The 25,907-nt window shown below is 58.9% G+C and carries 20 protein-coding genes; 2 read left to right on the top strand and 18 right to left on the bottom strand.

Annotation, left to right across the window (positions count from 1 at the left end; all coding sequences use genetic code 11):
* Positions 1–40: 40 nt before the first annotated feature.
* The 18 genes from ACUTQY_RS06510 to rpsB all read right to left on the bottom strand — a co-directional run bounded on the left by ACUTQY_RS06510 (position 41) and on the right by rpsB (position 22,009).
* Complete coding sequence (locus ACUTQY_RS06510; RefSeq protein WP_033644883.1) at positions 41–2,185, bottom strand: lysine decarboxylase LdcC; 2,145 nt, start codon at positions 2,183–2,185, stop codon at positions 41–43.
* Positions 2,186–2,296: 111 nt separating this feature from the next.
* Positions 2,297–3,256 carry an acetyl-CoA carboxylase carboxyl transferase subunit alpha gene (gene accA, locus ACUTQY_RS06505; protein WP_004931972.1) on the bottom strand — a complete coding sequence of 320 codons (960 nt, stop codon included), beginning with the start codon at positions 3,254–3,256 and terminating at the stop codon, positions 2,297–2,299.
* 12 nt (positions 3,257–3,268) lie between these two features.
* A complete protein-coding gene (gene dnaE / locus ACUTQY_RS06500; protein ID WP_046687712.1) occupies positions 3,269–6,757 on the bottom strand; it encodes a DNA polymerase III subunit alpha in 3,489 nt (1,162 codons plus the stop codon).
* A gap of 77 nt (positions 6,758–6,834) precedes the next feature.
* Positions 6,835–7,428, bottom strand: a complete 594-nt coding sequence (rnhB, locus tag ACUTQY_RS06495) for a ribonuclease HII (RefSeq protein WP_019455763.1) — start codon at positions 7,426–7,428, stop codon at positions 6,835–6,837.
* Entirely contained in the window at positions 7,425–8,573 is a 1,149-nt protein-coding gene (gene lpxB, locus ACUTQY_RS06490; protein WP_046687713.1) for a lipid-A-disaccharide synthase, read from the bottom strand. The genes rnhB and lpxB overlap by 4 nt, the downstream gene beginning before the upstream one ends.
* A 3-nt stretch (positions 8,574–8,576) precedes the next feature.
* A complete protein-coding gene (gene lpxA, locus ACUTQY_RS06485; RefSeq protein ID WP_342188426.1) occupies positions 8,577–9,365 on the bottom strand; it encodes an acyl-ACP--UDP-N-acetylglucosamine O-acyltransferase in 789 nt (262 codons plus the stop codon).
* Positions 9,366–9,368: 3 nt separating this feature from the next.
* Positions 9,369–9,824, bottom strand: a complete 456-nt coding sequence (fabZ, locus tag ACUTQY_RS06480) for a 3-hydroxyacyl-ACP dehydratase FabZ (protein ID WP_004931962.1) — start codon at positions 9,822–9,824, stop codon at positions 9,369–9,371.
* A 160-nt stretch (positions 9,825–9,984) separates the two neighbouring features.
* Positions 9,985–11,007, bottom strand: a complete 1,023-nt coding sequence (lpxD, locus tag ACUTQY_RS06475; protein WP_025304030.1) for a UDP-3-O-(3-hydroxymyristoyl)glucosamine N-acyltransferase — start codon at positions 11,005–11,007, stop codon at positions 9,985–9,987.
* Between the two features lie 3 nt (positions 11,008–11,010).
* Positions 11,011–11,508 carry a molecular chaperone Skp gene (gene skp, locus ACUTQY_RS06470; protein ID WP_004931958.1) on the bottom strand — a complete coding sequence of 166 codons (498 nt, stop codon included), beginning with the start codon at positions 11,506–11,508 and terminating at the stop codon, positions 11,011–11,013.
* Positions 11,509–11,664: 156 nt separating this feature from the next.
* Positions 11,665–14,091: an outer membrane protein assembly factor BamA gene (bamA, locus tag ACUTQY_RS06465; RefSeq protein WP_046687714.1), complete on the bottom strand. Its 2,427-nt coding sequence runs from the start codon at positions 14,089–14,091 to the stop codon at positions 11,665–11,667.
* Between the two features lie 35 nt (positions 14,092–14,126).
* On the bottom strand, positions 14,127–15,482 hold the full coding sequence (gene rseP / locus ACUTQY_RS06460) for a sigma E protease regulator RseP (protein ID WP_025304033.1): 1,356 nt from the start codon (positions 15,480–15,482) through the stop codon (positions 14,127–14,129).
* Positions 15,483–15,509: 27 nt separating this feature from the next.
* A complete protein-coding gene (gene cdsA / locus ACUTQY_RS06455; RefSeq protein WP_033644875.1) occupies positions 15,510–16,352 on the bottom strand; it encodes a phosphatidate cytidylyltransferase in 843 nt (280 codons plus the stop codon).
* A 9-nt stretch (positions 16,353–16,361) separates the two neighbouring features.
* On the bottom strand, positions 16,362–17,120 hold the full coding sequence (gene ispU, locus ACUTQY_RS06450) for a (2E,6E)-farnesyl-diphosphate-specific ditrans,polycis-undecaprenyl-diphosphate synthase (RefSeq protein ID WP_033644874.1): 759 nt from the start codon (positions 17,118–17,120) through the stop codon (positions 16,362–16,364).
* 268 nt (positions 17,121–17,388) lie between these two features.
* The gene (ispC, locus tag ACUTQY_RS06445) at positions 17,389–18,594 is read right to left on the bottom strand and encodes a 1-deoxy-D-xylulose-5-phosphate reductoisomerase (protein ID WP_046687715.1); all 1,206 of its coding nucleotides are present in this window, start codon (positions 18,592–18,594) and stop codon (positions 17,389–17,391) included.
* Positions 18,595–18,751: 157 nt separating this feature from the next.
* Entirely contained in the window at positions 18,752–19,309 is a 558-nt protein-coding gene (gene frr, locus ACUTQY_RS06440; protein WP_025160240.1) for a ribosome recycling factor, read from the bottom strand.
* A gap of 119 nt (positions 19,310–19,428) precedes the next feature.
* Positions 19,429–20,154 (bottom strand): UMP kinase, encoded by a 726-nt coding sequence (gene pyrH, locus ACUTQY_RS06435; RefSeq protein ID WP_004931940.1) that lies wholly within the window; start codon positions 20,152–20,154, stop codon positions 19,429–19,431.
* Positions 20,155–20,302: 148 nt separating this feature from the next.
* Positions 20,303–21,154, bottom strand: a complete 852-nt coding sequence (gene tsf, locus ACUTQY_RS06430) for a translation elongation factor Ts (RefSeq protein WP_033644872.1) — start codon at positions 21,152–21,154, stop codon at positions 20,303–20,305.
* Between the two features lie 129 nt (positions 21,155–21,283).
* On the bottom strand, positions 21,284–22,009 hold the full coding sequence (gene rpsB / locus ACUTQY_RS06425; protein WP_016929891.1) for a 30S ribosomal protein S2: 726 nt from the start codon (positions 22,007–22,009) through the stop codon (positions 21,284–21,286).
* Positions 22,010–22,354: 345 nt separating this feature from the next.
* On the opposite strand from rpsB, the gene map reads away from it, so the two are divergent.
* Both map and glnD read left to right on the top strand, forming a co-directional pair.
* Entirely contained in the window at positions 22,355–23,149 is a 795-nt protein-coding gene (gene map, locus ACUTQY_RS06420) for a type I methionyl aminopeptidase (protein WP_028127527.1), read from the top strand.
* Between the two features lie 73 nt (positions 23,150–23,222).
* A complete protein-coding gene (gene glnD / locus ACUTQY_RS06415) occupies positions 23,223–25,886 on the top strand; it encodes a bifunctional uridylyltransferase/uridylyl-removing protein GlnD (protein ID WP_033652507.1) in 2,664 nt (887 codons plus the stop codon).
* Positions 25,887–25,907 lie beyond the last annotated feature (21 nt).

Below are 25,907 nucleotides of genomic sequence, written 5' to 3'. Positions count from 1 at the left end.
GCCCGGCGCATCTTTCCAAACCGCCGGGCGCATTATGGCCTTATGGCTGCGGGGCTTTCAGCACCTTCACCAGATAGCGTCCGTCCTCCGTCAGCTTGGCGCCGTGGATATCGGTTTCAAAACCGGGATAGCGCTCGCCGATCGAGCACAGCATCAGCAGGAAATCGAGCACCGCCCGGCTCTCTTCGGTGATCATTTCCCCCGGCATCACCAGCGGCACGCCCGGCGGATAAGGCAGGATCATATTGGCCGCCACTTTGCCCACCAACTGATCCAGCTCGCAGGTTTCCACATTGCCGCGCACCTGCTCCTGGAACATCTGGTGCGGCGTCAGCTTCATTTCCGGCAGCACGTCAAACGCCCGCTGCATCAGGCGCGGCAGATCGTGTTGGCAGATCAGGCGATGAATACCGGCGGCCAGCTCCTGGATGCGCATATGGCGATAGAAATCCGGATCCTCGGCGTACAGATCCGGCAGCATGTTCTTCACCCGCAGGTTGAGATCGTAGGCGCGCTTGAAGTCGGTCAGGCCGCGCAGCAGGCTCATCGCCTTGGTTTTATCGATGCCGATGCTGAACAGGAACAGCAGGTTGTACGGCCCGGTCTTCTCCACCACGATGCCGCGCTCGTCGAGGTACTTCGCCACCAGCGCCGCCGGGATCCCCTCTTCCTCCAGCGCCCCCAGCTCATTCATGCCCGGCGTCAGGATCGTCACCTTGATCGGATCGAGATACATATGATCGCGATCGGTCTGGCCGAAACCGTGCCAGTTATCGTCCGGATCCAGCGGCCAGCACTGCGCTTCATCGATCTCTTCCGGCTGCCAGATATCGAAGAACCAGCTGTCGCTTTCCTCGCGCAGCCGCTGCACTTCACGGCGAAAATGCAGCGCGCGCTCCACCGAACGGTTGATCAAGCGGCGCCCCGGATTGCCGCGCAGCATGGCGGCGGCGGTCTCCATCGACGCCACGATGCCGTAGTGCGGCGAAGTGGTGGTGTGCATCATGTAGGCTTCGTTGAAGGTGCTCTCGTCGTAGTCGCCCTTGATATGAATCATCGAGGCCTGCGAGAAGGCCGCCAGCAGCTTGTGGGTGGATTGGGTTTCGTAGAAAACCTTGCCGGGCACCCGATCGCCGCTCATGCCGCTCTTGCCGTCGTAAATCGGATGGAAGTTGGTGTAAGGCACCCAGGCGGAGTCGAAGTGGATCGACGGCACCTCCAGCGTCTGCTTGATGTAGTCGGTGTTGTACAGCAGGCCGTCATAGGTGGAATTGGTGATCACCGCATGCACCGGCCAGGTGGCGTTCGGGGTCTCCTGCACCCGGGCGGCGATGCTGGCGCGGGTAAACTCGCGCTGCGGAATGCCACCGAGGATGCCGTAGGCGTTGCGCAGCGGGCGCAGATAGATCGGCACGATATCGCTCATCATCAGCAGGTGGCACAGCGATTTGTGGCAGTTGCGGTCGATCAGCACCGTGCTGCCCGCCGGCGCTGAATACATGCCGACGATCTTGTTGGCGGTGGAGGTGCCGTTGGTGACCAGATAGCTCTGCTCGGCATTGAAGGTGCGCGCGATGTACTCTTCGGCCTCCAGATGCGGGCCGGTGTGATCCAGCAGCGACCCGAGCTCGGTGACCGAAATCGAGATGTCGGCCTTCAGGGTATTGGCGCCGAAGAAGTCATAGAACAGGCAGCCCACCGGGCTTTTCTGGAACGCGGTGCCGGCCATGTGGCCCGGCGTGCAAAAAGTGTACTTTCCTTCGCGCACGTAGTTGAACAGCGCCTTGGTCAGCGGCGGCGTAATGGTGTCGATGTATTCCGCCGTGTATTGCTGGATGCGCTGCGCGATATCGTCTGCCGCATTCAGGCCATACTCGAAGAAATAGAGCACCATGCGCATTTCATGCAGGCTGACGTCGAAGGTGGAGTGAGTATTGATAAAGGCGTACAGCGGCAGGTATTCGTTCAGCTCGTTGATCTCGCTGCACAGCTCCAGGCTGTAATCGTCCCAGTCGAAGATCACGCCGCAGATGCGGGCATTGGCTTCGATCAGCTTCAGCAGGTCACCGCTGTTTTTGGGGTATACCAGCTGGAATCCCATCGCGCCCAGCGCCGCGTGGAGCTCGCGGATCGGCTCATCTTTGTAGTAGACGCCCGTCGGGCCCATGATGGCGATGATATTCATCGGCAGCTCCTGTCAGTTAACGGCCAAGTCTCTATAACACCACGAAAATCCGGCGGTGTGTAGCCAAAAAAAAACCGCCCGGAGGCGGTTTATTACCGTGAAGATCGCAACTCAGCAGTAGCCGTAGTTCATCAGACGCTGGTAGCGACGGTTGAGCAACTCTTCGTCGTTCAGGCCATCCAGATCTTTCAGATCGGCCAGCAGCTGCGCTTTCAACGCGGCGGCCATCGCCGGCACGTCGCGGTGCGCGGAACCCAGCGGCTCCGGGATCACCGAGTCGATCAGCTTCAGCTCTTTCAGACGCGGCGCGGTGATGCCCATCGCTTCCGCGGCCAGCGGCGCCTTGTCGGCGCTCTTCCACAGGATGGAGGCGCAGCCTTCCGGCGAAATCACCGAGTAGGTGCTGTACTGCAGCATGTTCACCTTGTCGCCCACGCCGATCGCCAGCGCGCCGCCCGAGCCGCCTTCACCGATGACGGTGCAGATGACCGGTACGTTCAGGCGCGACATCTCACGCAGGTTGCGCGCGATGGCTTCCGACTGGCCGCGTTCTTCCGCGCCCACGCCCGGATAAGCGCCCGGGGTATCGATAAAGGTGATGATCGGCATTTTGAAGCGGGCGGCCATTTCCATCAGGCGCAGCGCCTTGCGGTAGCCTTCCGGCGCCGGCATGCCGAAGTTGCGGCGGATCTTCTCTTTGGTCTCACGGCCTTTCTGGTGCCCGATGATCATCACCGGGCGGCCATCCAGACGCGCAATCCCCCCGACGATCGCTTTGTCGTCGGCGTAAGCGCGATCGCCCGCCAACTCTTCGAAGTCGGTAAAGATATGTTTGATATAATCCAGGGTATAAGGACGGCGCGGGTGGCGTGCCAATTGGGCAATCTGCCAGGCCCCAAGATCGGCAAAAATCTTGCGCGTCAGCTCAACGCTCTTTTCACGCAGGCGCTGAACCTCTTCGTCCAGATTAATATCTAATTTTTCGTCTTGACGGCTGACTGCAGTCAGCGAGTCAATTTTCGCTTCCAGCTCTGCAATCGGCTGTTCAAAATCAAGAAAATTCAGACTCATAGCATTCCTATTTTAGTCAAATTCCAAGTCCACCTGCTCATTGCCTACCAACGTCCGCAAGTCTATCAACAAGCGGTCGGTGGGCGTCACGCGCCAGGTTGCGCCAAAACGCAGCTTGGCTCGCGCATCTTCCCGTTGATAGTAGAGATGCACTGGAATCGTCCCCGAGCGATGGGGTTCCAACGACTGACGGAGACGGTTCAAAAGCTGGTCATCAATTTGCCTGTCAGTCAGCGAGATAGCAAGCCCGCGAGCGTATTTTTCCCGGGCTTCACTGATGTCCATTACCTCGCGGGCCATCATTTTAAGCCCGCCGCTAAAGTCATCAAAGCTGACCTGTCCACTGGCGATAAGGATACGGTCTTTTTCCAACAAATGCTGGTATTTTTCTAACGCTTCGGTGAATAGCATCACTTCCAGACGGCCCGAACGGTCATCCAGCGTACAGATGCCGATGCGGTTGCCGCGCTTGGTCACCATCACCCGCGCGGCGACCACCAACCCGACGGCGGTAGTCATTTTGCCCCGATCCGTCGGGTGCATGTCTTTCAAACGCTGGCCACCGGCGTAACGTTCGATCTCCTTGAGGTATTGGGTGATCGGGTGGCCGGTCAGGTACAGTCCCAGCGTTTCCCGTTCACCGTCCAACACCACCTGCTCCGGCCAGGGCGCGATGTTGGCGTAGGATTGCTCCACCTGCTCCGGCGCTTCCGCCAGCACGCCAAACATGTCCACCTGGCCGATAGCTTCGGCTTTCGCATGCTGATCCGCCGCTTTCAACGCGTCGCCGAGCGAATTCATCAGCGCGGCGCGGTGTGGCCCAAGGCGATCGAACGCCCCGGACATGATCAGTTTTTCCAGAATGCGGCGGTTCAGTTTCTTGATGTCGGAGCGCGCGCAGAGATCGAACAGGTCTTTGAAATAACCTTGCTCGCCGCTGTTGCGCGCTTCGATAATGGCTTCGATCGGCCCTTCCCCCACGCCCTTGATGGCGCCGATGCCGTAAACGATCTCGCCGTCGTCGTTGACGTGGAAGTGATACAGGCCGCTGTTGATGTCCGGCGGCAGGATCTTCAGCCCCATGCGCCAGCATTCGTCCACCAGACCCACCACTTTGTCGGTGTTGTCCATATCGGCGGTCATCACCGCCGCCATAAACTCGGCCGGATAGTGCGCCTTCAGCCACAGCGTCTGGTACGACACCAGCGCGTAGGCGGCGGAGTGCGATTTGTTGAAGCCATAACCGGCGAATTTCTCCACCAGGTCGAAGATTTTCACCGACAGTTCGCCGTCGATGCCGCGCGCTTTGGCGCCGTCTTCAAAGCCGCCGCGCTGCTTGGCCATTTCGACCGGGTTCTTTTTACCCATCGCACGGCGCAGCATGTCCGCGCCGCCCAGCGTATAGCCGGCCAGCACCTGGGCAATCTGCATCACCTGTTCCTGATACAGGATGATGCCGTAGGTCGGCTCCAGCACCGGCTTGAGCGACTCATGCTGCCACTGAATGTCCGGGTAGGAGATCTCTTCGCGGCCGTGTTTGCGGTCGATGAAGTTATCCACCATGCCCGACTGCAGCGGCCCCGGACGGAACAGCGCCACCAGTGCGATCATGTCTTCGAAGCAGTCGGGCTTCAGACGTTTGATCAAATCTTTCATGCCGCGCGATTCAAGCTGGAACACCGCCGTGGTTTCCGAACGCTGCAGCATGTCGAAGCTTTTCTTGTCGTCGAGCGGGATGGCGGCGATGTCGATCGGTTCCAGCCCGGTCTTGGCGCGCCGGGCGTTGATCATCTCCAGCGCCCAGTCGATGATGGTCAGGGTGCGCAGACCGAGGAAGTCGAACTTCACCAGCCCGGCGTATTCCACGTCGTTCTTGTCGAACTGGGTCACCGGGTGGTTCCCTTCGGCATCGCAGTACAGCGGCGCGAAGTCGGTGATCTTGGTCGGCGCGATCACCACGCCACCGGCGTGTTTACCGGCGTTGCGCGTCACCCCTTCCAGCTTGCGCGCCATGTCGATCAGCGCTTTGACCTCTTCGTCGGCCTCGTAAATCTCCGGCAGCTGCGGTTCGGCGGCGAAGGCTTTCTCCAGCGTCATGCCCGGATCCGGCGGCACCAGTTTGGAGATGCGATCGACGAACCCGTACGGGTGCCCCAACACGCGGCCTACGTCGCGGATAACCGCTTTCGCCGCCATGGTGCCGAAGGTGATGATCTGCGATACCGCTTCGCGGCCGTACATCTCCGCCACGTGCTCGATTACCTGGTCACGTTTCTCCATGCAGAAGTCGACGTCGAAGTCGGGCATCGAGACACGTTCCGGGTTCAGGAAGCGTTCGAACAGCAGGTCGAATTCCAGCGGATCGAGGTCGGTGATTTTCAACGCATAGGCCACCAGCGAACCGGCGCCGGAGCCTCGCCCTGGGCCCACCGGCACGTTGTTGTCCTTCGACCACTGGATAAATTCCATCACGATCAGGAAGTAGCCGGGGAACCCCATCTGGTTGATCACTTTCAGCTCGACGTCCAGACGCTCGTCGTATTCCGGGCGGCGCTGCGCGCGCACGTCAGGATCGGGGAACAGGAACTCGAGGCGCTCTTCCAGCCCCTCTTTCGATTTGAGTACCAGGAAGTCCTCGGTACTCATATCGCCGGTCGGGAACTGCGGCAGGAAGTACTCGCCGAGGCGAATGGTGACGTTACAGCGTTTGGCGATTTCGACGCTGTTCAGCAGCGCTTCCGGGATGTCGGCGAACAGCTCGCACATCTCGTCTTCGCTGCGCATGTATTGTTGCGGGCTGTAGTTGCGCGGCCGCTTGGGATCGTCCAGCGTAAAGCCGTCGTGGATGGCGACGCGGATCTCATGGGCGTCGAAGTCATCTTCCACCAGGAAACGCACGTCGTTGGTGGCCACCACCGGCAAACCGCGCTCGGTGGCCAGCGCCACCGCCGCATGCAGATAGTTCTCTTCGTCCGGGCGGCCGGTGCGGATCAACTCCAGGTAGTAGCAGTCGGGGAAATATTGCTGGTAGAAATCCAGACACTGATCCACCTGCGCCTGGTTGCCGCGCAGCAGGAACTTGCCGACGTCGCCCTGACGCGCGCCGGAAAGCAGGATCAGCCCTTCGCGATGTTCAATCAGCCAGTCGCGATCGATGATCGGGCCGGCGGCGCCGTAGCCGCGCTGATAGGCGCGGGAAATCAGCAGCGTCAGGTTCTGGTAGCCTTCGTTGTTGCTGGCCAGCACCGTCAGCTGAGCGAGTTCGTCGCCCAAGACTTCGCTTTGCACATGGAAATCCGCGCCGATGATCGGTTTGATCCCGGCGCCGTGCGCGCTGCCGTAGAACTTCACCAGCCCGCACAGGTTGGTGAAATCGGTGATTGCCAGAGCAGGCATGGCTAACGCGGCGGCTCTTTTCACCAGCGGCGCCGTCTTGGCCAATCCATCAATCATGGAGTAGTCACTGTGGACGCGCAGGTGAATAAAACGAGGTTCGGCCATCTCCAGATACCTGATTGAAGGGGCTCAGCGTGCTGAGCCCGGGTTAATGCTATCGTCGAGCCGGTCAGGCTCGCAGGCTACAGCGCGAGCGCCCTTTTCACCGGCGCGAAGCTGCGGCGATGATGCTCGGTGGCGCCCAGCGCGGCCAGCCGCTCCAGGTGGAAGGCGGTCGGGTAGCCTTTATGCTGCGCGAAACCGTAGTCCGGGAACTCGCTGTCCAGCTCGGCCATTTCGCGATCGCGCGTGACCTTCGCCAGAATGGACGCCGCGCTGATCTCCGCCACGCGGCTGTCGCCCTTCACCACCGCCTGCGAACGCATCGGCAAGCTCGGGCAACGGTTACCGTCGATTAAAACCATGTCCGGCGCGATATGCAACCCGGCCACCGCGCGCTGCATCGCCAACATGGTGGCGTGCAAAATGTTCAGCTGGTCGATTTCCGCCGGTTCGGCGCGCCCCAGGCTCCAGGAGAGCGCTTTGGCGACGATTTCGTCATACAGCGCCAGCCGGCGTTTTTCACTGAGCTTTTTGGAGTCCGCCAGCCCGACGATCGGCTGCGCCGGATCGAGGATCACGGCGGCGGTGACCACTGCGCCGACCAACGGGCCGCGGCCCACTTCGTCCACACCGGCAATCAGCGTGGCAGCGGGATAGATAAAGGGTTCAATCATGCTTTCGCCAGCTCCAACACAGCCTGAGCGGCCTGTTCGTCCGCACCGCAACGGATGCTTTGGTGCAAGGTAAGGAAAGTCTGTTTCAACGCGTCGGTTTCCGGGCTCTCTTCCAGCAGCGGCATCACGGCGGCGGCCAGTTTGTCCGGGACGCAGTCATGCTGCAGCAGTTCGGTGACGATCTCCCGCCCCGCCAGCAGATTCGGCAGCGAGACATAAGGCGTTTTCACCAGCTTCTGCGCCAACCAGAAAGTGAACGGCTTCATGCGATAGCCCACGACCATCGGGCACTTGGCCAGCATGCATTCCAGCGCCGCCGTGCCGGATGCCAGCAGCGCCGCGTCGCTGGCGATCATCGTTTCACGCCCCTGCCCATTCAGCAGGTGTACGGTCAGATCCGGCGCCACTTCGGCCTTGATGCGCTCAAACTGCTCACGCCGTTTGGCGTTGACCAGCGGCACCACCACTTCCAGCTCGGGATAACGCGTGCGCAGCAGCTGCGCGGTTTTGAGGAAGTCGGCGCTCAGCATCTCGACTTCGGCGCCGCGGCTGCCCGGCAACAAGGCCAAACAGCGCGCCTGCGGAGCGATGCCAAGCTGAGCGCGCGCCGCCAACCGATCGGGCTGCAGCGGCATGGCGTCCGCCATGGTGTGACCGATAAACCGGCAGGGGACGTTGAAACGATCGTAAAACGCTTTTTCGAAAGGGAGAAAGGCCAGCACCAAATCGGTGGCTTTGCCTATTTTGAAAACGCGCTTTTGTCGCCAGGCCCACACGGAAGGGCTGACATAGTGGATGGTGCGAATGCCGCGCTGCTTGAGGCGGCCTTCCAGCGTGATGTTGAAGTCCGGCGCGTCGATGCCGACAAACACGTCCGGCCGCAGCTCACCGAAGCGGCGGGTAAGATCCTTGCGAATCTTCAACAGGCGTGGCAAGCGCTCGAGCACTTCCACCACGCCCATTACCGCCAGCTCTTCCATTTCGTACCAGGCTTCGCACCCTTCGGCCTGCATCAGCGGGCCGGCGACGCCAACGAAACGCGCGTCAGGGATCTGCGCTTTGAGCGCACGGATCAAACCGGCGCCGAGAATGTCACCGGAGGTTTCTCCGGCGACCAATCCGATAGTCAATGGACGATTCGACATAACTCAGCGAATGATGCCACGGGTAGAACGGGTGAAGAAATCGAGGTACTGCTGCGCCACCGGCTGCTCTTTGGCCAGGGCTTCGATTTCCGCTTTCGCTTCATCCAGCGTTTTTTCGCTGCGATACAGGATTTTGTAGGCGTTGCGGATCGCCTGCATTTCATCCTTGTCAAAACCGCGGCGCTTGAGGCCGACCGCGTTGACGCCGAACGGCGTAGCGTGGTTGCCCTGAGCGATGACGAACGGAGGCACGTCCTGAGCGACACCGGAACAACCGCCTACCATCACATGCGCGCCGATAATGCAGAACTGATGGATCGCCGTCATGCCGCCGATGATGGCGTGATCGTCGATTTCCACATGCCCCGCCAGCGTGGCGTTGTTGGCCAGCACGCAAGCGTTGCCAACTACGCAGTCGTGGGCGACGTGCACGTTGACCATCAGCAGGTTATCGTTGCCCACTTTGGTCAGGCCGGTGCCCTGCGCGGTGCCGCGGTGGATGGTGACGCTTTCGCGGATGCGATTGCGATCGCCCACTTCCACACGCGTCGGCTCGCCCGCGTATTTCAGATCCTGATTCACTTCGCCGATAGAGGCGAACTGATAAATCTGGTTATCGCGGCCAATCTTGGTAATGCCGTTCACCACCACGTGGGATTTCAGCACCGTGCCGGCGCCGATTTCCACCTGGGAGCCGACGTAGCAGAAAGGGCCGATATGCACGCCGGCGCCAATCACGGCGCCTTCTTCGACTATCGCGCTAGGATGGATAAAGGCGGTTTGGTCAATCACGGATTAAGCCTCCCGGCTGCGGGCACACATCATGGTTGCTTCGCAGACAATTTTACCGTCAACGGTCGCCACGCCTTTGAAGCGAGTCAGACCGCGGCGAGTTTTCTCGAAGGTGACTTCCATGACCATCTGATCGCCTGGCACCACAGGGCGCTTGAAGCGAGCTTCATCGATACCAGCGAAGTAATACAGCTCGCCCGGTTCCAGTTTGCCGACGCTTTTAAACGCCAGGATGCCGGTGGCCTGCGCCATGGCTTCCAGGATCAATACGCCTGGGAAAATCGGTTTGCCAGGGAAGTGGCCCTGGAAAAACGGTTCATTCACCGATACGTTCTTCACCGCACGCAGATATTTGTGCTCTTCAAACTCGAGGACGCGGTCGACCAGCAAGAACGGGTAACGGTGAGGAAGCAGATCCAAAATTTCTGCAATATCCAGAGTATGAGTGTCAGTAGTCAAAATACTCTTCCTGTCTCTAAAAACTGATGGCATCAACAACACGGCCTGCGCTGACCCCAAAAGGAGATCATCATGCAGGCCGCAAATTAACATCTCTTTGCGCTTTTGGTCTCACGACCAACGCGTTTCGTTTTGTACCCGCGAGAGCGGGCGGCAATGACTAGTCTTTTCCGACTTTACGTTCGACAGCTTTCAAGCGCTTGCTGATCTCATCGATATTCATTACCAACGCAGCGGTTTTACGCCAAACCTTGTTAGGCTGCAACGGAATGCCCGAAGAGTATACCCCAGGTTCGGTGATTGGTCGCATAACCATTCCCATTCCGGTAACAACAACCTTGTCGGCAATTTCCATGTGACCGTTGATCACGCTGGCGCCGCCAATCTGGCAGTAGCGGCCGATTTTCAGGCTGCCGGCCATGATCACACCGCCGGCGACGGCGGTATTGTCGCCAATCACGACGTTATGTGCAATCTGGCATTGGTTGTCGATGATAACACCATTCCCGATTTGGGTGTTATCCAAAGCGCCGCGGTCAATGGTGGTGCAAGCGCCGATTTCGACGCGATCGCCGATAATCACCGTGCCCAACTGAGGGATCTTGATCCACTCGCCGCGCTCATTCGCATAGCCGAAACCGTCTGCGCCGATCACGGTGCCCGACTGAATCAGGCAGCGCTGGCCGATTTCGACCGCATGATAAATCGTTACGTTCGCCCACAGACGCGTTCCCGCGCCGATGCGTGCGTGTTTGCCGATGAAGCAGCCCGGGCCGATAACCACGTTATCGCCAAGCACCGCACCCGACTCGATCACCGCGTTCGCCCCAATGGCGACGTTCTGCCCCAGCTGCGCTTCAGGCGAGATCACCGCGCTTGGCGCGATATCCTGAGCCGGCGACGGCGTGGTGTCCATCAGCTGCGCCATGCGCGCATAGGTCAGGTAAGGGTTCTTAACCACCAGCGCCGCAGCACGGCAGTGTGGTAAATCCGCTTCGGTAAGCACCACGGCGCTTGCCTGGCAGGAAGACAGCTGCTCTTGATAGCGGCTGTTTGACAAAAACGTGATTTGGCCAGGCTGTGCCGAATGCATAGAAGCAATGCCGGTGATGACGAGATCGCCATCACCGTGCAATTGTGCATCCAACTGCTGCGCTAAATCAGCCAGTCGAATTGAAAGCATGTGTTATTTAACCTGTTTCAGCACGTCAGCAGTGATATCTTTGGAAGAGTCTGCATAGGCAACGGCGTTGGCGTCGATCACCACGTCATAACCGCCTTTGCTCGCGACAGATTTCACCGCGTCCTGAATGCGGCTCAGGATCTTGTTACGCTCTTCCATCTGGCGACGACGGTTGTCCTGCTCGAAAGCCTGGGCTTTCTGAGAGAACTGCTCGCGCTGCGCCATCACGTCTTTTTCCAACTTGCTGCGGTCGCTGGCTTTCATGGTAGCGCCGTCACGCTGCAGACGTTGCATTTTGGTCTGCAGGCTACGTTCCATGTTCTGGAGTTCGCTTGCACGGCCTTTAAACTCGTTTTCCAGCTGTTTAGCGACCGCTTCGCGGGCCGGCAGCTGTTGGAAAATGCTGGAGACGTTAACGACAGCGATCTTATCTGCTGCCTGAACGCCAGCTGAAGCAGCCATTGCTAAACCGAGGCCTGCGGCACACAACCACTTTTTCACTATAAACTCCTTACCATCACCCATTTGTGTCATATGACACTGAAGTACACAATTTGCCAGACTTGTCCCACCAAACAATGAGAATCATCTCCCTCTGCCGGCGGGCGCCTGGCCATTGCGATTCTTAATAACTGTTATGCCCAGAGGCGAGACCCGTTACCAGGTCTTACCGATGTTAAACTGGAACTGTTCGGACTTGTCGCCTTCGTATTTCTTGATCGGGTTGGCGTAAGAGAACACCAATGGCCCCAATGGCGACATCCACTGCAGCGCGATACCGGCGGAAGAACGAATATTGCTGGCCTTGCTGTAGTCCGGCACGCCGTACATCAGCGTCTCGTTGGTATTCTTCCACTTGGTATCCCACACGGTACCCGCATCGATGAACAGCGACGTGCGCACAGAGTTGGCGTATTTCTCGCTGATGAACGGCGTTGGGGTGATCAGCTCCAGGCTGGCGACCGCCATGGCGTTACCGCCCACCGCGTCATCCGAACCACAGATGCTCTGACGATCGGTGGTGCTGCCGGCGTTGAACTGGCACTGGTACGAATTGGAGTTGTAGTACACCGCCTTCGGACCAATGGTGTTGGACTGGAAGCCACGCACGGTGCTCGAACCACCGGCGTAGAAGTTCTCGTAGAACGGCATTTCCTTGCCGCCCAGCCCATCCGCGTAACCCAGGCGGCCGCGACCCAACAGCACCCAGGTGCGGTCGTCGTTGATCGGCACGTACTGTACGCTGTCCAGCGTCACCTTGTAGTATTCGTTGTCCGAGCCCGGAATGGTGACCTTGCCGTTCAACGTGGTGCGGTTACCCGAAGTCGGGAAGTAGCCGCGGTCCAGGTTGTTGTAGGTCCAGCCCAGGTTCAGGGTAAAGTCGTCCGTCGAGTAGCTGGCGCGGTCGGTCTTGTTCGCATCCACACCCATCGAGTCGAGGTAACGCCACATGGCGATCTGCGGCTGCATGTTCGACAGGCCGTTGTGGACATAGCCCAGGCCGGTGCGCAACGAGTTATTTTCGTTGATCGGGAAGCCCAGCGTGCCGTCAACACCGTAACTCTTGTTGGTGTAGTCGGACAGATCCGCGTTATCCGCTTTAAAGTCGTTGTAGAAGACGCGGCCGCCCAGGCTCACACCGTCAACGGTGAAGTACGGGTTGGTGACCGAGAATTCGGTGTACGTCTGGTAATCGTTCTTGGTGCCGCTGATGCCGACCGAGTAGCCGGTACCCAACCAGTTATCCTGCTGCACGCCGGCCTGGAAGCTGACGCCGCTCTCGGTGCCGTAACCGACGCCGAAGTTAAAGGTACCGGTGTTGCGTTCTTTTACCTTATAGGTCACGTCGACCTGATCGGCGGTGCCCGGCACGCGCTGGGTTTCCACGTCAACCGTTTCGAAGTAGCCCAGACGGTTCAGACGCTCTTTGCCCTGCTCGACCTGCTCGTTGCCGAGCCAGGCGCCTTCCATCTGGCGCATTTCGCGGCGCAGTACGGAATCCTTGCTGGTGTCGTTGCCTTCGAACTTGATGCGACGCACGTAGAAGCGGTTGCCCGCGTCAACGTTGACGTGCAGTTTGACGGTTTTATCCGCGTCGTTGATCTCCGGCTGGGTGCCGACGCGCGGGTAGGCGTAACCATAACGACCCAACATCGTTTTGATGTTGTCTTCCATTTTGGTCACTTTGCTGCCGTTATACAGCTCGCCCGGCTCGATTTTGGTGATCTGAGCGACTTCCGCCGAGTGGCCGGCCAGGTTGCCGTTCACGATAACATCAGAAAGCTTGTACTGATCGCCTTCGGTGATGTTGATGGTGATGTAGATGCCTTTTTTATCCGGCGTCAGGCTCACCTGGGTAGAATCGATGTTAAAGCGGGCATAGCCGCGATCCAGATAGAAGCTGCGCAGGGTTTCGAGATCGCCCGCCAGTTTTTGCTTCTGGTATTTGCGATCGCCGACCAGGTTCCACCACGGCACTTCATCACGCAGTTGGAAGCGCGAGATCAGTTCATCGTTGGTGAAGGCATGGTTGCCGACGATGTTGATTTGTTGAATCTTGGCGGAGACCCCTTCCGTGAACACCAGTTTCAGGTCGACACGGTTGCGCGGCAACGGCGTGACCACGGCTTTCACCGAGGCGCTGTATTTACCGACGCTGTAATAGAAGTCTTCCAACCCTTTTTCAATGCTGGAAATCGTGGTGCGGTCGAGCGCCTCGCCCACCCGGACGCCGGAGGCTTCCAGGTTTTGCTTGAGCATGTCATCCTTCACCGACTTGTTGCCGGAGAAAGTGATGCTGGCGATGGTAGGACGTTCCTTCACCTGCACGATCAAGGTATTACCATCGCGCAGTACGCGCACGTCCTCGAAGTTGCCGGTGGCAAACAAGGCACGAATGGTATTACTGATGTCATCGTCAGTGACGGTATCGCCGACGCGAACCGGCATGTTGAGTAACGCCGCACCGACGGCAACTCGCTGCAGGCCTTCGAAATGAATGTCTTTCACTACGAACCCGTCTGCACCGTATACGGTGGCGCTGCCAAACAGCAGCGACGCTATGAGCAACTTTTTCATCGCCATCGTTGTTATGCGTTCTTCCTAACCTATCCCCGCCCCTAAAGGCGGGAAAAATCATTGAAAAGTGCAAGACCCATCAACAACACCAACACGATCGAACCTATGCGGTAGCTGTAGTCCTGTACTCGCTCGGAAACCGGCCCACCCTTCAGCTTTTCTATCGCCAGGAAGAGGAGATGCCCACCATCTAACACCGGTAATGGGAACAGATTGATGATCCCCAGGTTGACGCTAATCAACGCCAGGAACATCAGATAATACACGAATCCGACTCCGGCTGACGCCCCAGCTCCCTGTGCAATCGAGATCGGGCCACTCAGGTTGTTCAGCTTTACATCACCGGTTATTAATTTGCCCAGCATGTTGACCGTCAGCCGCATCAGCTGCCAGGTCTTGTCGCCGGCCTGATACAGCGCCGGGAACGGTCCATACTGGCGAATCGTCTTATACTCTTCCGGCAGCGGCAGCACCTTTGGAATGATGCCTGCAAACCCCACCGATTTGTCTTTTCCCACCGGCTTTGTATCCGGTATCAGCGTCAAAGACAAGGGGGCGCCGTTTCTTTCAATCTCCAAAGCCAGCGGTTGCCCCGGGCCATCGTGGATACGCTTCACCAGCGTCTGCCAACGACCCAACGGCTGACCATCGACTTTAACGATCCTGTCCCCCGCTTGTAAACCCGCCTTTTGCGCCGCCGAGTTCGGCTGCACTTCCGCCAACACGGATTCGATCTGCGGGCCGCGCGGCATAATCCCCAGCGCGACAACGGGATCCTGCTTGTCCGGTTCAAAGTTCCACTGGCGCAAGTCCAGGGTTTTGGTCACCACCTGCGAAGAGCCGAACGGCGCTACGCCGACTTCGGTTTGCGCATCGCCAATCTTCGCCACCAGCGCCAGACGAACTGACTCCCAATCAGGCGTTTCGATGCCGTCAACCGACTTTAGTTCCATGCCAGACGAAATTTCAGCCTTGGCGGCGATCGATTGCGGCGCGATTTCGCCGATCACCGGACGGAAACTCGGCACGCCGATGATGAACACCAGCCAGTAGGCAAGGATAGCAAACAGGAAGTTGGCGATGGGGCCGGCGCTGATGATGGCCGCGCGCTGCCAGACGGTTTTATTGTTGAAGGCCTGGTGGCGCATCTCCGGCGCCACCGACTCCACGCGCTCGTCCAGCATCTTCACGTAGCCGCCGAGCGGGATCAGAGCGATAACGTACTCGGTGCCCTGGCGATCGGTTCGGCGCCACAGCGCCCGGCCAAAGCCGATGGAGAAGCGTTCAACGCGCACGCCGCAACGACGGGCAACCCAAAAGTGTCCGAACTCATGCACGGTAATCAAGATACCGAGCGCAATCAGAAACGCCACCAGGTTCCAAAGCACGCTGACCATCATCCCTCACTTTCCGTCATCGACGGATTAAAACACCAACAGCATCAGGCAGGCAAACACCGGCACCGCCGCGGTCAGGCTGTCGATACGATCCAGTATGCCGCCATGACCGGGAATCAAATGCCCGCTGTCCTTGATGCCCGCTTCGCGTTTGAACATGCTTTCGGTCAAATCGCCCAGCACCGAAGCCAGCGCGGCGATCACCGAACAGGCCAGCAGCGTGGTCGGCACCACGTTCAGCGGCGCGTAGCGGCCGAACAGCCACGAGATCACCGCCGACGTCAGCAACCCGCCGATCAAACCTTCCCACGTTTTGCCCGGTGAGACCTTCGGCGCCAGCTTATGCTTGCCGAACAGCTTGCCGAACATGTAGGCACCGGAATCTGCGCCCCACACCAGCAACATCACGTACAGCAGCCACCAGGCGCCGGTAAACGGGTTTTGCTCGTAGCCGAACTGGCGCAGCGCCAGCATGCCCCAGAAAAACGGCACGATGGTCAGCAGGCCAAACAGCAGGCGCAGCGGGCGCGAATTGCGCCAGATAGCGGCCGAGCCGGGATAGAACAGCACCAACAGCAACGCCGCCAGCCACCAGGCCAACGACAGCCACAGCGAGCCGCTTATCTGCGGCACGGATTGATGGTAAGCGGGGACGCTGAGCATCATCAGCGCAAGCAGAAAACCGCACAGTATCGCCAACCAGATGCGCTGCGAACGGGAGGTAAAACCGGCCAATTGGCCCCACTCCCAGGCAGCTAACATGCACACGACGAGCGTTACCAGAGCAAAGGCCAACGGCGGCAACAGGAACAGCGCCGCGATAACGATCGGGATTAAAATCAGAGCAGTTATGAGGCGATACTTCAGCAAAAGTTCTCCCTAGGACGCATCGGCGCCGTTAGGTGTTGTTCCCCCGAAGCGGCGCTCACGTTGTGCAAATGCATTCAGCGCACCTTCAAAGACAAGTTCATCGAAATCAGGCCAGAGCACATCAGTAAAGTAAAGTTCAGCATAGGCGATTTGCCACAGCAGGAAATTACTGATGCGATGCTCGCCACCGGTGCGGATAACCAGATCCACCGGCGCCAGGTCGCTCATGCAAACCCGCTCGTTCAATAATTCCTCGCTGATCTGATCCGGGTGCAACTCGCCTACCCGTACCTGTTCGGCCAGTTCCCTTACTCCCTGAATGATATCCCAACGGCCGCCGTAGTTGGCAGCGATATTGAGCGTCAGGCCATCGTTATTTTCCGTCAGAGCTTCAGAGCGGCGGATCCGCTCCTGCAAACGCGCGCTGAATCGGCTGATATCGCCGATCACTCGCAGCCTGACGTTATGTTTATGCAGGCTTTTTACTTCACTATCCAAAGCGCGGACAAAAAGCTCCATCAGGGCAGAGACTTCCTGCACCGGACGGTTCCAGTTTTCGCTGCTGAAGGCATAAAGCGTGAGCGCATCTAAATGGTGGCTGGCGGCAAAACTGACCGCGCGGCGAACCGATTTCACCCCTGCTTTATGACCGAAGACACGTAACTTGCCCTGACGTTTGGCCCAGCGTCCGTTACCGTCCATGATAATGGCGACATGGCGCGGCCCCGGGGAAGATGGATTAGCCTCTTGTTGGTTTGCGGACGACATAACTCGTACTTATTTCCTCAATAGAAATATAACTGCCTTTCCGGAACATCAGGCCCTTACGCGCAAAAAAAGCCGTGTGCCCGACACGGCTTTCAGCCTGCCCTTGCGACACCCGGCGCAGCCGGGCCGCCATTGACGCACAAGGCGCCAATCGGGCCATAATTCAACGGTATAACCGCTGACAGGTGGCGCAGACTATACCACCTCAGCGGGGCATGAACAAACGGCCCCGCTGCGGCGCACGCGAATTACGAGCAAAATCGGATAATCACCGTGATCGGCCGCACAACGCGCGAACCCGCTCCTCAGCGGCGGCGCGCGCCTGACGGTCAATGTCTAAGACCGCTTCGATGCTCGTCGGTTCCTGCAGCGCGAGACGTTCCACCACCTGGCGATTGACCGCCGCGATATCGGTAAAGCGAATCTGCTGCTGCAAAAATGCCGCCACGGCGATTTCGTTGGCCGCGTTCAGCGCGGTGGTGGCCGCCTGGCCGGCATCAAACGCTTCGATCGCCAAATACAGGCAAGGATAACGCTCACGCTCCGGTTCGGCGAAGGTCAGCGAACCGATACGGCAGAAGTCCAGCGCTTCCACACCGGAATTCACACGCTGCGGATACGCCATCGCGTGAGCGATTGGCGTGCGCATATCCGGCGTCCCCAACTGCGCCAGCACACTGCCGTCTGCATAGCGCACCATCGAGTGAATCACCGACTGCGGGTGCAGGATCACTTCCATTTGCTCGGCCGAGGCGTTAAACAGCCAGCGGGCCTCAATGTATTCCAGACCTTTGTTCATCATGGTGGCGGAATCCACCGAGATCTTGCGACCCATCGACCAGTTCGGGTGGGCGCAGGCTTGATCCGGCGTCATCGCGGCGAACTGTTCCAACGGCGTGGTGCGGAACGGGCCGCCGGAACCGGTAAGCACGATGCGCGAAACACCATGACTGTCCAGTGAAGAGTATCCCAACTGACGCTGAATGTTCTCAGGCAAACTCTGAAAAATCGCGTTGTGCTCGCTGTCGAGCGGCAGCAGTTGCGCCTGGCTTTGACGCACCGCGTCCATAAACAGACGGCCGCAGGTGACCAGCGACTCTTTGTTGGCCAGCAGCACCTGCTTGCCCGCGCGGATCGCCGCCAGCGTCGGCAACAGCCCCGCGGCGCCGACGATGGCCGCCGTCACTTGATCGACGTCATCCAAAGCGGCCAATTCACAGGCCGCTTGTTCCCCGGCCAACACTTCGGTAGCGACGCCGTTTTCCGCCAGGATAGCGCGCAGCTCGCGCGCGGCGCTTTCATCCGCCATCGCGGCAAACGCGGGCCGAAATTCCATGCATTGCTGCGCCATGACCGCAACATTGCGGCCGGCCACCAGCGCTTTGATCGCAAAACGGTCGAGATTCGCCCTGACCACGGCCAGGGTGCTGGTCCCTACCGAGCCGGTCGAGCCAAGAATGGTCAGTTGCTTCATGAGTTCACTCTGAATAACTGTCTGATGAGATCGGAGGTGCTCCAGTGTGGAACCTTGGACACCGCTTGTCCATGATCTTTCAGTACGATGAAACGGGATCTGCGCCACAAAAAACAAAGCGCCGCCCAGGCGACGCTTTTTTTCTGCGCGATGCTGATTAGAATTCCATCAGCTCTTTTTCTTTCTCCGCCAGCGCGGCGTCGACCAGCTTGATGTAAGCGTCGGTCATTTTCTGAATCTCGTCTTGTGAACGACGCTCTTCGTCTTCGCTGATCTCTTTATCTTTCAGCAGCGCCTTGACCTTGTCGTTGGCGTCGCGACGCACGTTACGCACCGCTACGCGGCCCTGCTCGGCTTCGCCGCGCACGATCTTGATCAGATCCTTACGACGTTCTTCGGTCAGCGGAGGCAGCGGAACGCGAATGTCAGAACCGGCGGAAGACGGGTTGAGGCCCAGATCGGAGCTCATGATCGCTTTCTCAACGGCCTGGCTCAGGCTGCGGTCGAATACGTTGATTTTCAGCGTGCGGGAGTCTTCCACGGTCACGTTGGCCAGCTGACGCAGCGGCGTAGCGGCGCCGTAGTATTCCACCATGATGCCATCCAGAATGCTTGGAGAAGCGCGGCCGGTACGGATCTTGCTGATTTGGTTTTTGAATGCTTCTACGCTTTTTTCCATGCGTGAATCAGCATCTTTTCTGATTTCATTAGTCACGTTGCAAACCCTTGGAAGCTGGTTACTTGGCAGGCGATACTCAAGTATAGCCCGTAATCGTACTCGAAGAGCGCGCGGCGCCTGGCGTCACGCGCTCCGAAAAAGAGGTGTGAACAGCCTTATTTGCTGATCAGCGTACCTTCGTTCTCACCCATCACCACGCGGCGCAGCGCACCGGGCTTGTTCATGTTGAACACGCGGATCGGCAGACCGTGATCGCGGGCCAGCGTAAATGCCGCCAGATCCATCACTTTCAGCTCGCGCTCCAGCACGTCCTGATAGGTTAATTGTTCATACAGCGTCGCATCCGGGTTTTTCACCGGATCGGCGGAGTATACGCCATCCACTTTGGTGGCTTTCAGCACCACGTCCGCTTCGATCTCGATGCCGCGCAGGCAGGCAGCGGAATCGGTGGTAAAGAACGGGTTGCCGGTACCGGCGGAGAAGATCACCACGCGGTTGTTGCGCAGCAGGCTGATAGCCTCTGCCCAGCTGTAATTATCACATACGCCGTTCAGCGGGATCGCTGACATCAGGCGGGCGTTCACATAGGCACGGTGCAGTGCATCACGCATAGCCAGGCCGTTCATCACGGTAGCCAGCATTCCCATGTGGTCGCCCACTACGCGGTTCATGCCGGCTTGCGCCAGCCCCGCGCCGCGGAACAAGTTCCCGCCGCCAATAACTACACCGACCTGAATTCCCAGTTCGACCAGCTCTTTCACTTCCTGAGCCATGCGATCCAAAACGCTGGCGTCGATACCAAAACCTTCTGCACCTTGCAGGGCTTCGCCACTCAGTTTAAGCAGAATACGCTGATATACGGGTTTTGCATTGGTTGCCATGGTGTTCTGTCCTAAGAAGCAGTATTAGTATTGGGGATTTCAGCCGATGAAACGCGCCTGAGGTGAGCATCACGCTGCAGGGCCTGCCACCGGTGTAATTCTGGCTGGATAGTATGGAACCGCCAGACGGCGGTTCCATCGACAGTCATTAAGACTGTTTGCTCATCGCGGCAACTTCAGCAGCGAAGTCGGTTTCGACTTTCTCGATGCCTTCGCCCACTTCGAAGCGAATGAAGTTGGTCACGTCAGCGTTGTGCTCTTTCAGCACCTGAGCAACGGATTTGCTCGGATCCATAACGAAAGGCTGACCGGTCAGAGAAACTTCGCCGGTGAATTTCTTCATGCGGCCTTCAACCATTTTCTCTGCGATTTCTTTCGGCTTGCCGGACTGCATGGCGATGTCCAGCTGAACCTGGTACTCTTTTTCTACCACTTCAGCAGACACGTCTTCTGGCTTCACGAACTCTGGCTTGCTCGCCGCAATGTGCATTGCGATTTGCTTAACCAGCTCTTCGTCAGCGCCTTTAGCCGCAACCAGAACGCCGATGCGCGCGCCGTGCAGGTAGCTGCCCAGCACGTCGCCTTCCAGGGAAGCAACGCGACGAATGTTGATGTTTTCGCCGATTTTTGCCACCAGCGCTACGCGCTCTTCTTCGAACTGTGCTTTCAGCACGTCAACGTCAGTGATTTTGCCGGCCATAGCGGCATCCAGCACTTTGTCGGCGAACGCCTGGAAACCGGCGTCTTTCGCAACGAAGTCAGTCTGGCAGTTAACTTCCAGAATGATGCCGTAGTTGCCTTCGATCTTGGTTTTGATCACGCCGTCAGCAGCTACGTTGCCTGCTTTTTTAGCGGCTTTGATCGCACCGGACTTACGCATGTTTTCGATTGCCAGTTCGATGTCGCCGTTGGATTCAACCAGCGCCTTCTTGCAATCCATCATGCCAGCGCCGGTACGCTCGCGCAGTTCTTTTACCAGGGCAGCGGTAATATCAGCCATTTATTTTTCCTCGGTTATCTCGCGTGGAGACAGTTCTCATTCAGATAAGCAAAGGGGGCCTTTACAGGCCCCCCTAACCAACATATGTCAATACCTGGTTAATAAGGGCTCAGTGACGAGCTTGCCTTATTATTCAGCTTCTACGAAGCCTTCTTCCGCCTGAACGGCCAGATCTTGAGAACGACCTTCACGCACAGCGGCAGCAACAGCAGTCAGGTACAGGTTTACTGCACGGATTGCGTCGTCGTTACCAGGGATGATGAAGTCAACGCCGTCTGGGTTGGAGTTGGTATCAACGATAGAGAATACCGGGATACCCAGGTTGTTGGCTTCTTTGATCGCGATGTGCTCGTGATCGGCATCGATAACGAACAGTGCGTCTGGCAGACCGCCCATATCTTTGATACCGCCCAGGGAGTTTTCCAGCTTGGCCAGTTCACGAGTGCGCATCAGCGCTTCTTTCTTGGTCAGCTTGTCCAGGGTGCCGTCTTGAGACTGGATTTCCAGATCTTTCAAACGCTTGATGGACTGACGAACGGTTTTCCAGTTAGTCAGCATGCCACCCAACCAGCGGTGGTTCACGAAGAACTGGTCACAGCTGTTCGCAGCGTCTTTTACCGCTTCGCTTGCTGCGCGTTTGGTACCAACGAACAGGATCTTGCCTTTACGGGAAGAGATCTTGCTCAGTTCAGCCAGAGCGGCGTTGAACATTGGTACAGTCTGCTCCAGGTTGATGATGTGAACCTTGTTACGAGCGCCGAAGATGAAAGGCTTCATTTTCGGGTTCCAGTAACGGGTCTGGTGACCAAAGTGAACACCAGCCTTGAGCATGTCGCGCATGGAAACAGTTGCCATGATTAAACCTCTATAGATTAATTGGGGTTATGCCTCCACGTATCCCATAACGCCGACCCTGGCGGCGACAAGTCACCTCAGGGCACCCCGGCGGATGTGCCGATACGTGTGTGTTATTTACACAAAATGAGTGCAGTTAAAGTATTTTCGGCTCATTCCCGCCAGGTCACAAGAACCAAGACACGGATCGCCGGCGCGCTTTATACCATAAACCCGCCGCCGACACCAACTTTTGTTGCGTTTCGCCGGGCGTCAGGAAATGAAATTTGGCAGCCCCCGGCCGGGCTGATACCATAAGTCACTGCTTCTTATTGTCGACGATAACGACACCTGCGGACGAATTTCATGGCAATCTCAATTAAAACACCTGATGACATCCAAAAAATGCGCGTGGCCGGCCGCCTGGCCGCCGAAGTGCTGGAGATCATCGAGCCGCACGTCAAACCTGGCGTGACCACCGGCGAGCTGGACCGTATCTGTCACGAGTACATCACCAACGAGCAGCAGGCCATTTCCGCCTGCCTCGGCTATCACGGCTTCCCGAAATCCGTGTGCATTTCGGTGAACGAAGTGGTGTGCCACGGCATCCCGAGCGACGACAAAACGCTGAAAGACGGCGACATCGTCAACATCGACGTGACCGTGATTAAAGACGGTTTTCACGGCGACACCTCGAAGATGTTCATCGTCGGCAAACCGACCATTCTGGGCGAGCGCCTGTGCCGCGTTACTCAGGAAAGCCTGTATCTGGCGCTGAAGATGGTCAAACCGGGCATCCGTCTGCGCACCCTGGGCAAGGCTATCCAGCAATTCGTCGAAGCCGAGAAGTTCTCCGTGGTGCGCGAGTACTGCGGCCACGGCATCGGCGAAGTGTTCCACGAAGAGCCGCAGGTGCTGCACTATGACGCGGACGACGGCGGCGTGGTGCTGCAGCCGGGCATGGCCTTCACCATCGAACCGATGGTCAACGCCGGCGACTACCGCATCCGCACCATGAAAGACGGCTGGACGGTAAAAACCAAAGATCGCAGCTTGTCGGCGCAGTATGAGCATACTATTGTGGTGACTGATAACGGCTGCGAGATAATGACGTTGCGCAAGGATGACACCATCCCCAACATCATTACGCACGAGATGTAAGCACCGCGGCGAACGCCGCGTGCAGAATATCACCAGGCCGGCTTATGCCGGCCTTTTTTATGGGCTGCGCACTATGTCTGACAATCTTCTTCAACAGGCGGCCCCGGCCGTGCCGATGCCGCCCGCCTCCCCCAGCGCCTACGGCGACGACGAGCTCACCTGCCCGGTGCTGAAACAGCGGCTGGAACAGTTTCAGCTGTGGCTGGCGGCGGCGTTCGACGCCGGCTCCAGTGCAGAAAGCCTGGTGGCGGCGCGCAGCGACTTCATCGATCGCCTGCTGCGCCGGCTGTGGACGTTCTACGGCTTTGAAGATATCCCGGAAACCGCGCTGGTGGCGGTCGGCGGCTACGGCCGCGGCGAGCTGCACCCGCTGTCGGATATCGACGTGCTGGTGCTCAGCCAGCGCCGGCTGACAGAGCAACAGTCGCAGCGGGTCGGCGAATTCATCACCCTGCTGTGGGATCTCAAGCTGGAAGTGGGCCACAGCGTGCGCACCCTGGAAGAGTGTCTGCTGGAAGGGCTGGCGGATCTGACCGTGGCCACCAACCTGATCGAATCGCGCATGATCTGCGGTGACGTCGCGCTGTTCCTGCAGATGCAAAAACATATCTTCAGCGACGGCTTTTGGCCTTCGCCGCAGTTTTTCCACGCCAAGATCAACGAGCAGCAAGAACGTCATCAGCGCTACCACGGCACCAGCTATAACCTGGAGCCGGATATCAAAAGCAGCCCCGGCGGCCTGCGCGACATCCACACGCTGCTGTGGGTGGCGCGCCGCCACTTCGGCGCCACCTCGCTGGACGAAATGGTCGGCTTCGGCTTTCTCACCCAGGCCGAACGCAACGAGCTGAACGAATGCCAGAGCTTCCTGTGGCGCATCCGCTTTGCGCTGCACCTGGTGCTGCCGCGTTACGACAACCGTCTGCTGTTCGATCGCCAGCTCAGCGTCGCGCAGCTGCTGCGCTATGAAGGCGAAGGCAACGAGCCGGTCGAGCGCATGATGAAAGACTTCTACCGCATGACGCGGCGCGTCAGCGAGCTGAACCACATGCTGCTGCAGCTGTTCGACGAAGCCATCCTGGCGCTGGACGCCACCGAAAAACCGCGTCCGCTGAACGACGATTTCCAACTGCGCGGCGATCTGATCGATCTGCGTGACGAAACGCTGTTCATCCGCGAGCCGCAAGCCATCATGCGCATGTTCTACCTGATGGTGCGCAACCGCGAGATCAAAGGCATTTACTCCACCACCGTGCGCCAGCTGCGCCACGCGCGCCGCCACCTGAAACAGCCGCTGTGCACCATCCCGGAAGCGCGCGATCTGTTCATGGCCATCCTGCGCCATCCCGGCGCGGTGTCGCGCGCGCTGGTGCCGATGCACCGTCACAGCGTGCTGTGGGCCTATATGCCGCAGTGGGGCAAGATCGTCGGGCAGATGCAGTTCGATCTGTTCCACGCCTATACCGTCGACGAACACACTATCCGGGTGCTGCAGAAGCTGGAGAGCTTCGCCGATCCGCAAACCCGGCCGCGCCATCCGCTGTGCGTGGAGCTGTATCCGCGCCTGCCGCACCCGGAACTGCTGCTGCTGGCGGCCTTGTTCCACGATATCGCCAAAGGGCGCGGCGGCGATCACTCGATCCTCGGCGCGGAGGACGTGGTGGAGTTCGCCGAGCTGCACGGCCTCAACTCGCGAGAAACCCAACTGGTGGCCTGGCTGGTGCGCTGCCACCTGCTGATGTCGGTCACCGCGCAGCGCCGCGATATCCAGGATCCGACGGTGATCCAGCAGTTCAGCAGCGAAGTGCAGAGCGAAACTCGCCTGCGCTACCTGGTATGCCTGACGGTGGCGGATATCTGCGCCACCAACGAAACCCTGTGGAACAGCTGGAAGCAGAGCCTGTTGCGCGAGCTGTATTTCGCCACCGAGAAACAGCTGCGCCGCGGCATGCAAAACAGCCCGGATCTGCGCGAACGCGTGCGCCACCACCGGCTGCAGGCGTTGGCGCTGCTGCGCATGGACAACATCGACGAAGAGGCGCTGCACCGCATCTGGAGCCGCTGCCGCGCCGACTATTTCCTGCGCCACTCGCCGAATCAGCTGGCCTGGCACGCCCGCCATCTGCTGGCCCACGATTCCACCCAGCCGCTGGTGCTGGTCAGCCGCCAGGCGACGCGCGGCGGCACCGAGATCTTCATCTGGAGCCCGGATCGTCCTTATCTGTTCGCCGCCGTTGCCGGGGAGATGGATCGCCGCAACCTGAGCGTGCACGACGCCCAGATCTTCACCAACCGCGACGGTATGGCGATGGACACCTTTATCGTGCTGGAGCCGGACGGCAGCCCGCTGGCGCAGGATCGCCACGCGGCGATCCGCCAGGCGCTGCTGCAGGCCATCACCCAGCGTGAGTACCAGCCGCCGCGCGTGCGCCGCCCCTCTTCCAAGCTGCGCCACTTCAGCGTGCCGACCGAGGTCACCTTCCTGCCGACCCACACCGATCGCCGCAGCTACCTGGAGCTGACCGCGCTCGACCAACCCGGCCTGCTGGCGCGGGTGGGCGAAGTGTTCGCCGATCTGGGGCTGTCGCTGCACGGCGCGCGCATTTCCACCATCGGCGAGCGGGTCGAGGATTTGTTTATCCTGGCCGACGGCGAGCGGCGCGCGCTCGACCAAGAAACGCGCAGAAAGTTGGAGCAACGGTTGACAGAGGCCCTCACCCCAAACGATAAAATGTGATACAAGTAACTTTTTACCGAC

Source organism: Serratia sp. TSA_130.1 (assembly GCF_052691795.1).
This window is presented reverse-complemented; position numbering and strand designations above follow the sequence as displayed.

Excerpts from the sequence above, each read along its gene's own strand:
- ACUTQY_RS06510 (WP_033644883.1), bottom strand. The coding sequence starts at position 2,185 with ATGAATATCATCGCCATCATGGGCCCGACGGGCGTCTACTACAAAGAT.
- accA (WP_004931972.1), bottom strand. The coding sequence starts at position 3,256 with ATGAGTCTGAATTTTCTTGATTTTGAACAGCCGATTGCAGAGCTGGAA.
- dnaE (WP_046687712.1), bottom strand. The coding sequence starts at position 6,757 with ATGGCCGAACCTCGTTTTATTCACCTGCGCGTCCACAGTGACTACTCC.
- rnhB (WP_019455763.1), bottom strand. The coding sequence starts at position 7,428 with ATGATTGAACCCTTTATCTATCCCGCTGCCACGCTGATTGCCGGTGTG.
- lpxB (WP_046687713.1), bottom strand. The coding sequence starts at position 8,573 with ATGTCGAATCGTCCATTGACTATCGGATTGGTCGCCGGAGAAACCTCC.
- lpxD (WP_025304030.1), bottom strand. The coding sequence starts at position 11,007 with ATGCTTTCAATTCGACTGGCTGATTTAGCGCAGCAGTTGGATGCACAA.
- bamA (WP_046687714.1), bottom strand. The coding sequence starts at position 14,091 with ATGGCGATGAAAAAGTTGCTCATAGCGTCGCTGCTGTTTGGCAGCGCC.
- rseP (WP_025304033.1), bottom strand. The coding sequence starts at position 15,482 with ATGGTCAGCGTGCTTTGGAACCTGGTGGCGTTTCTGATTGCGCTCGGT.
- ispU (WP_033644874.1), bottom strand. The coding sequence starts at position 17,120 with ATGTCGTCCGCAAACCAACAAGAGGCTAATCCATCTTCCCCGGGGCCG.
- ispC (WP_046687715.1), bottom strand. The coding sequence starts at position 18,594 with ATGAAGCAACTGACCATTCTTGGCTCGACCGGCTCGGTAGGGACCAGC.
- pyrH (WP_004931940.1), bottom strand. The coding sequence starts at position 20,154 with ATGGCAACCAATGCAAAACCCGTATATCAGCGTATTCTGCTTAAACTG.
- tsf (WP_033644872.1), bottom strand. The coding sequence starts at position 21,154 with ATGGCTGATATTACCGCTGCCCTGGTAAAAGAACTGCGCGAGCGTACC.
- rpsB (WP_016929891.1), bottom strand. The coding sequence starts at position 22,009 with ATGGCAACTGTTTCCATGCGCGACATGCTCAAGGCTGGTGTTCACTTT.
- map (WP_028127527.1), top strand. The coding sequence starts at position 22,355 with ATGGCAATCTCAATTAAAACACCTGATGACATCCAAAAAATGCGCGTG.
- glnD (WP_033652507.1), top strand. The coding sequence starts at position 23,223 with ATGTCTGACAATCTTCTTCAACAGGCGGCCCCGGCCGTGCCGATGCCG.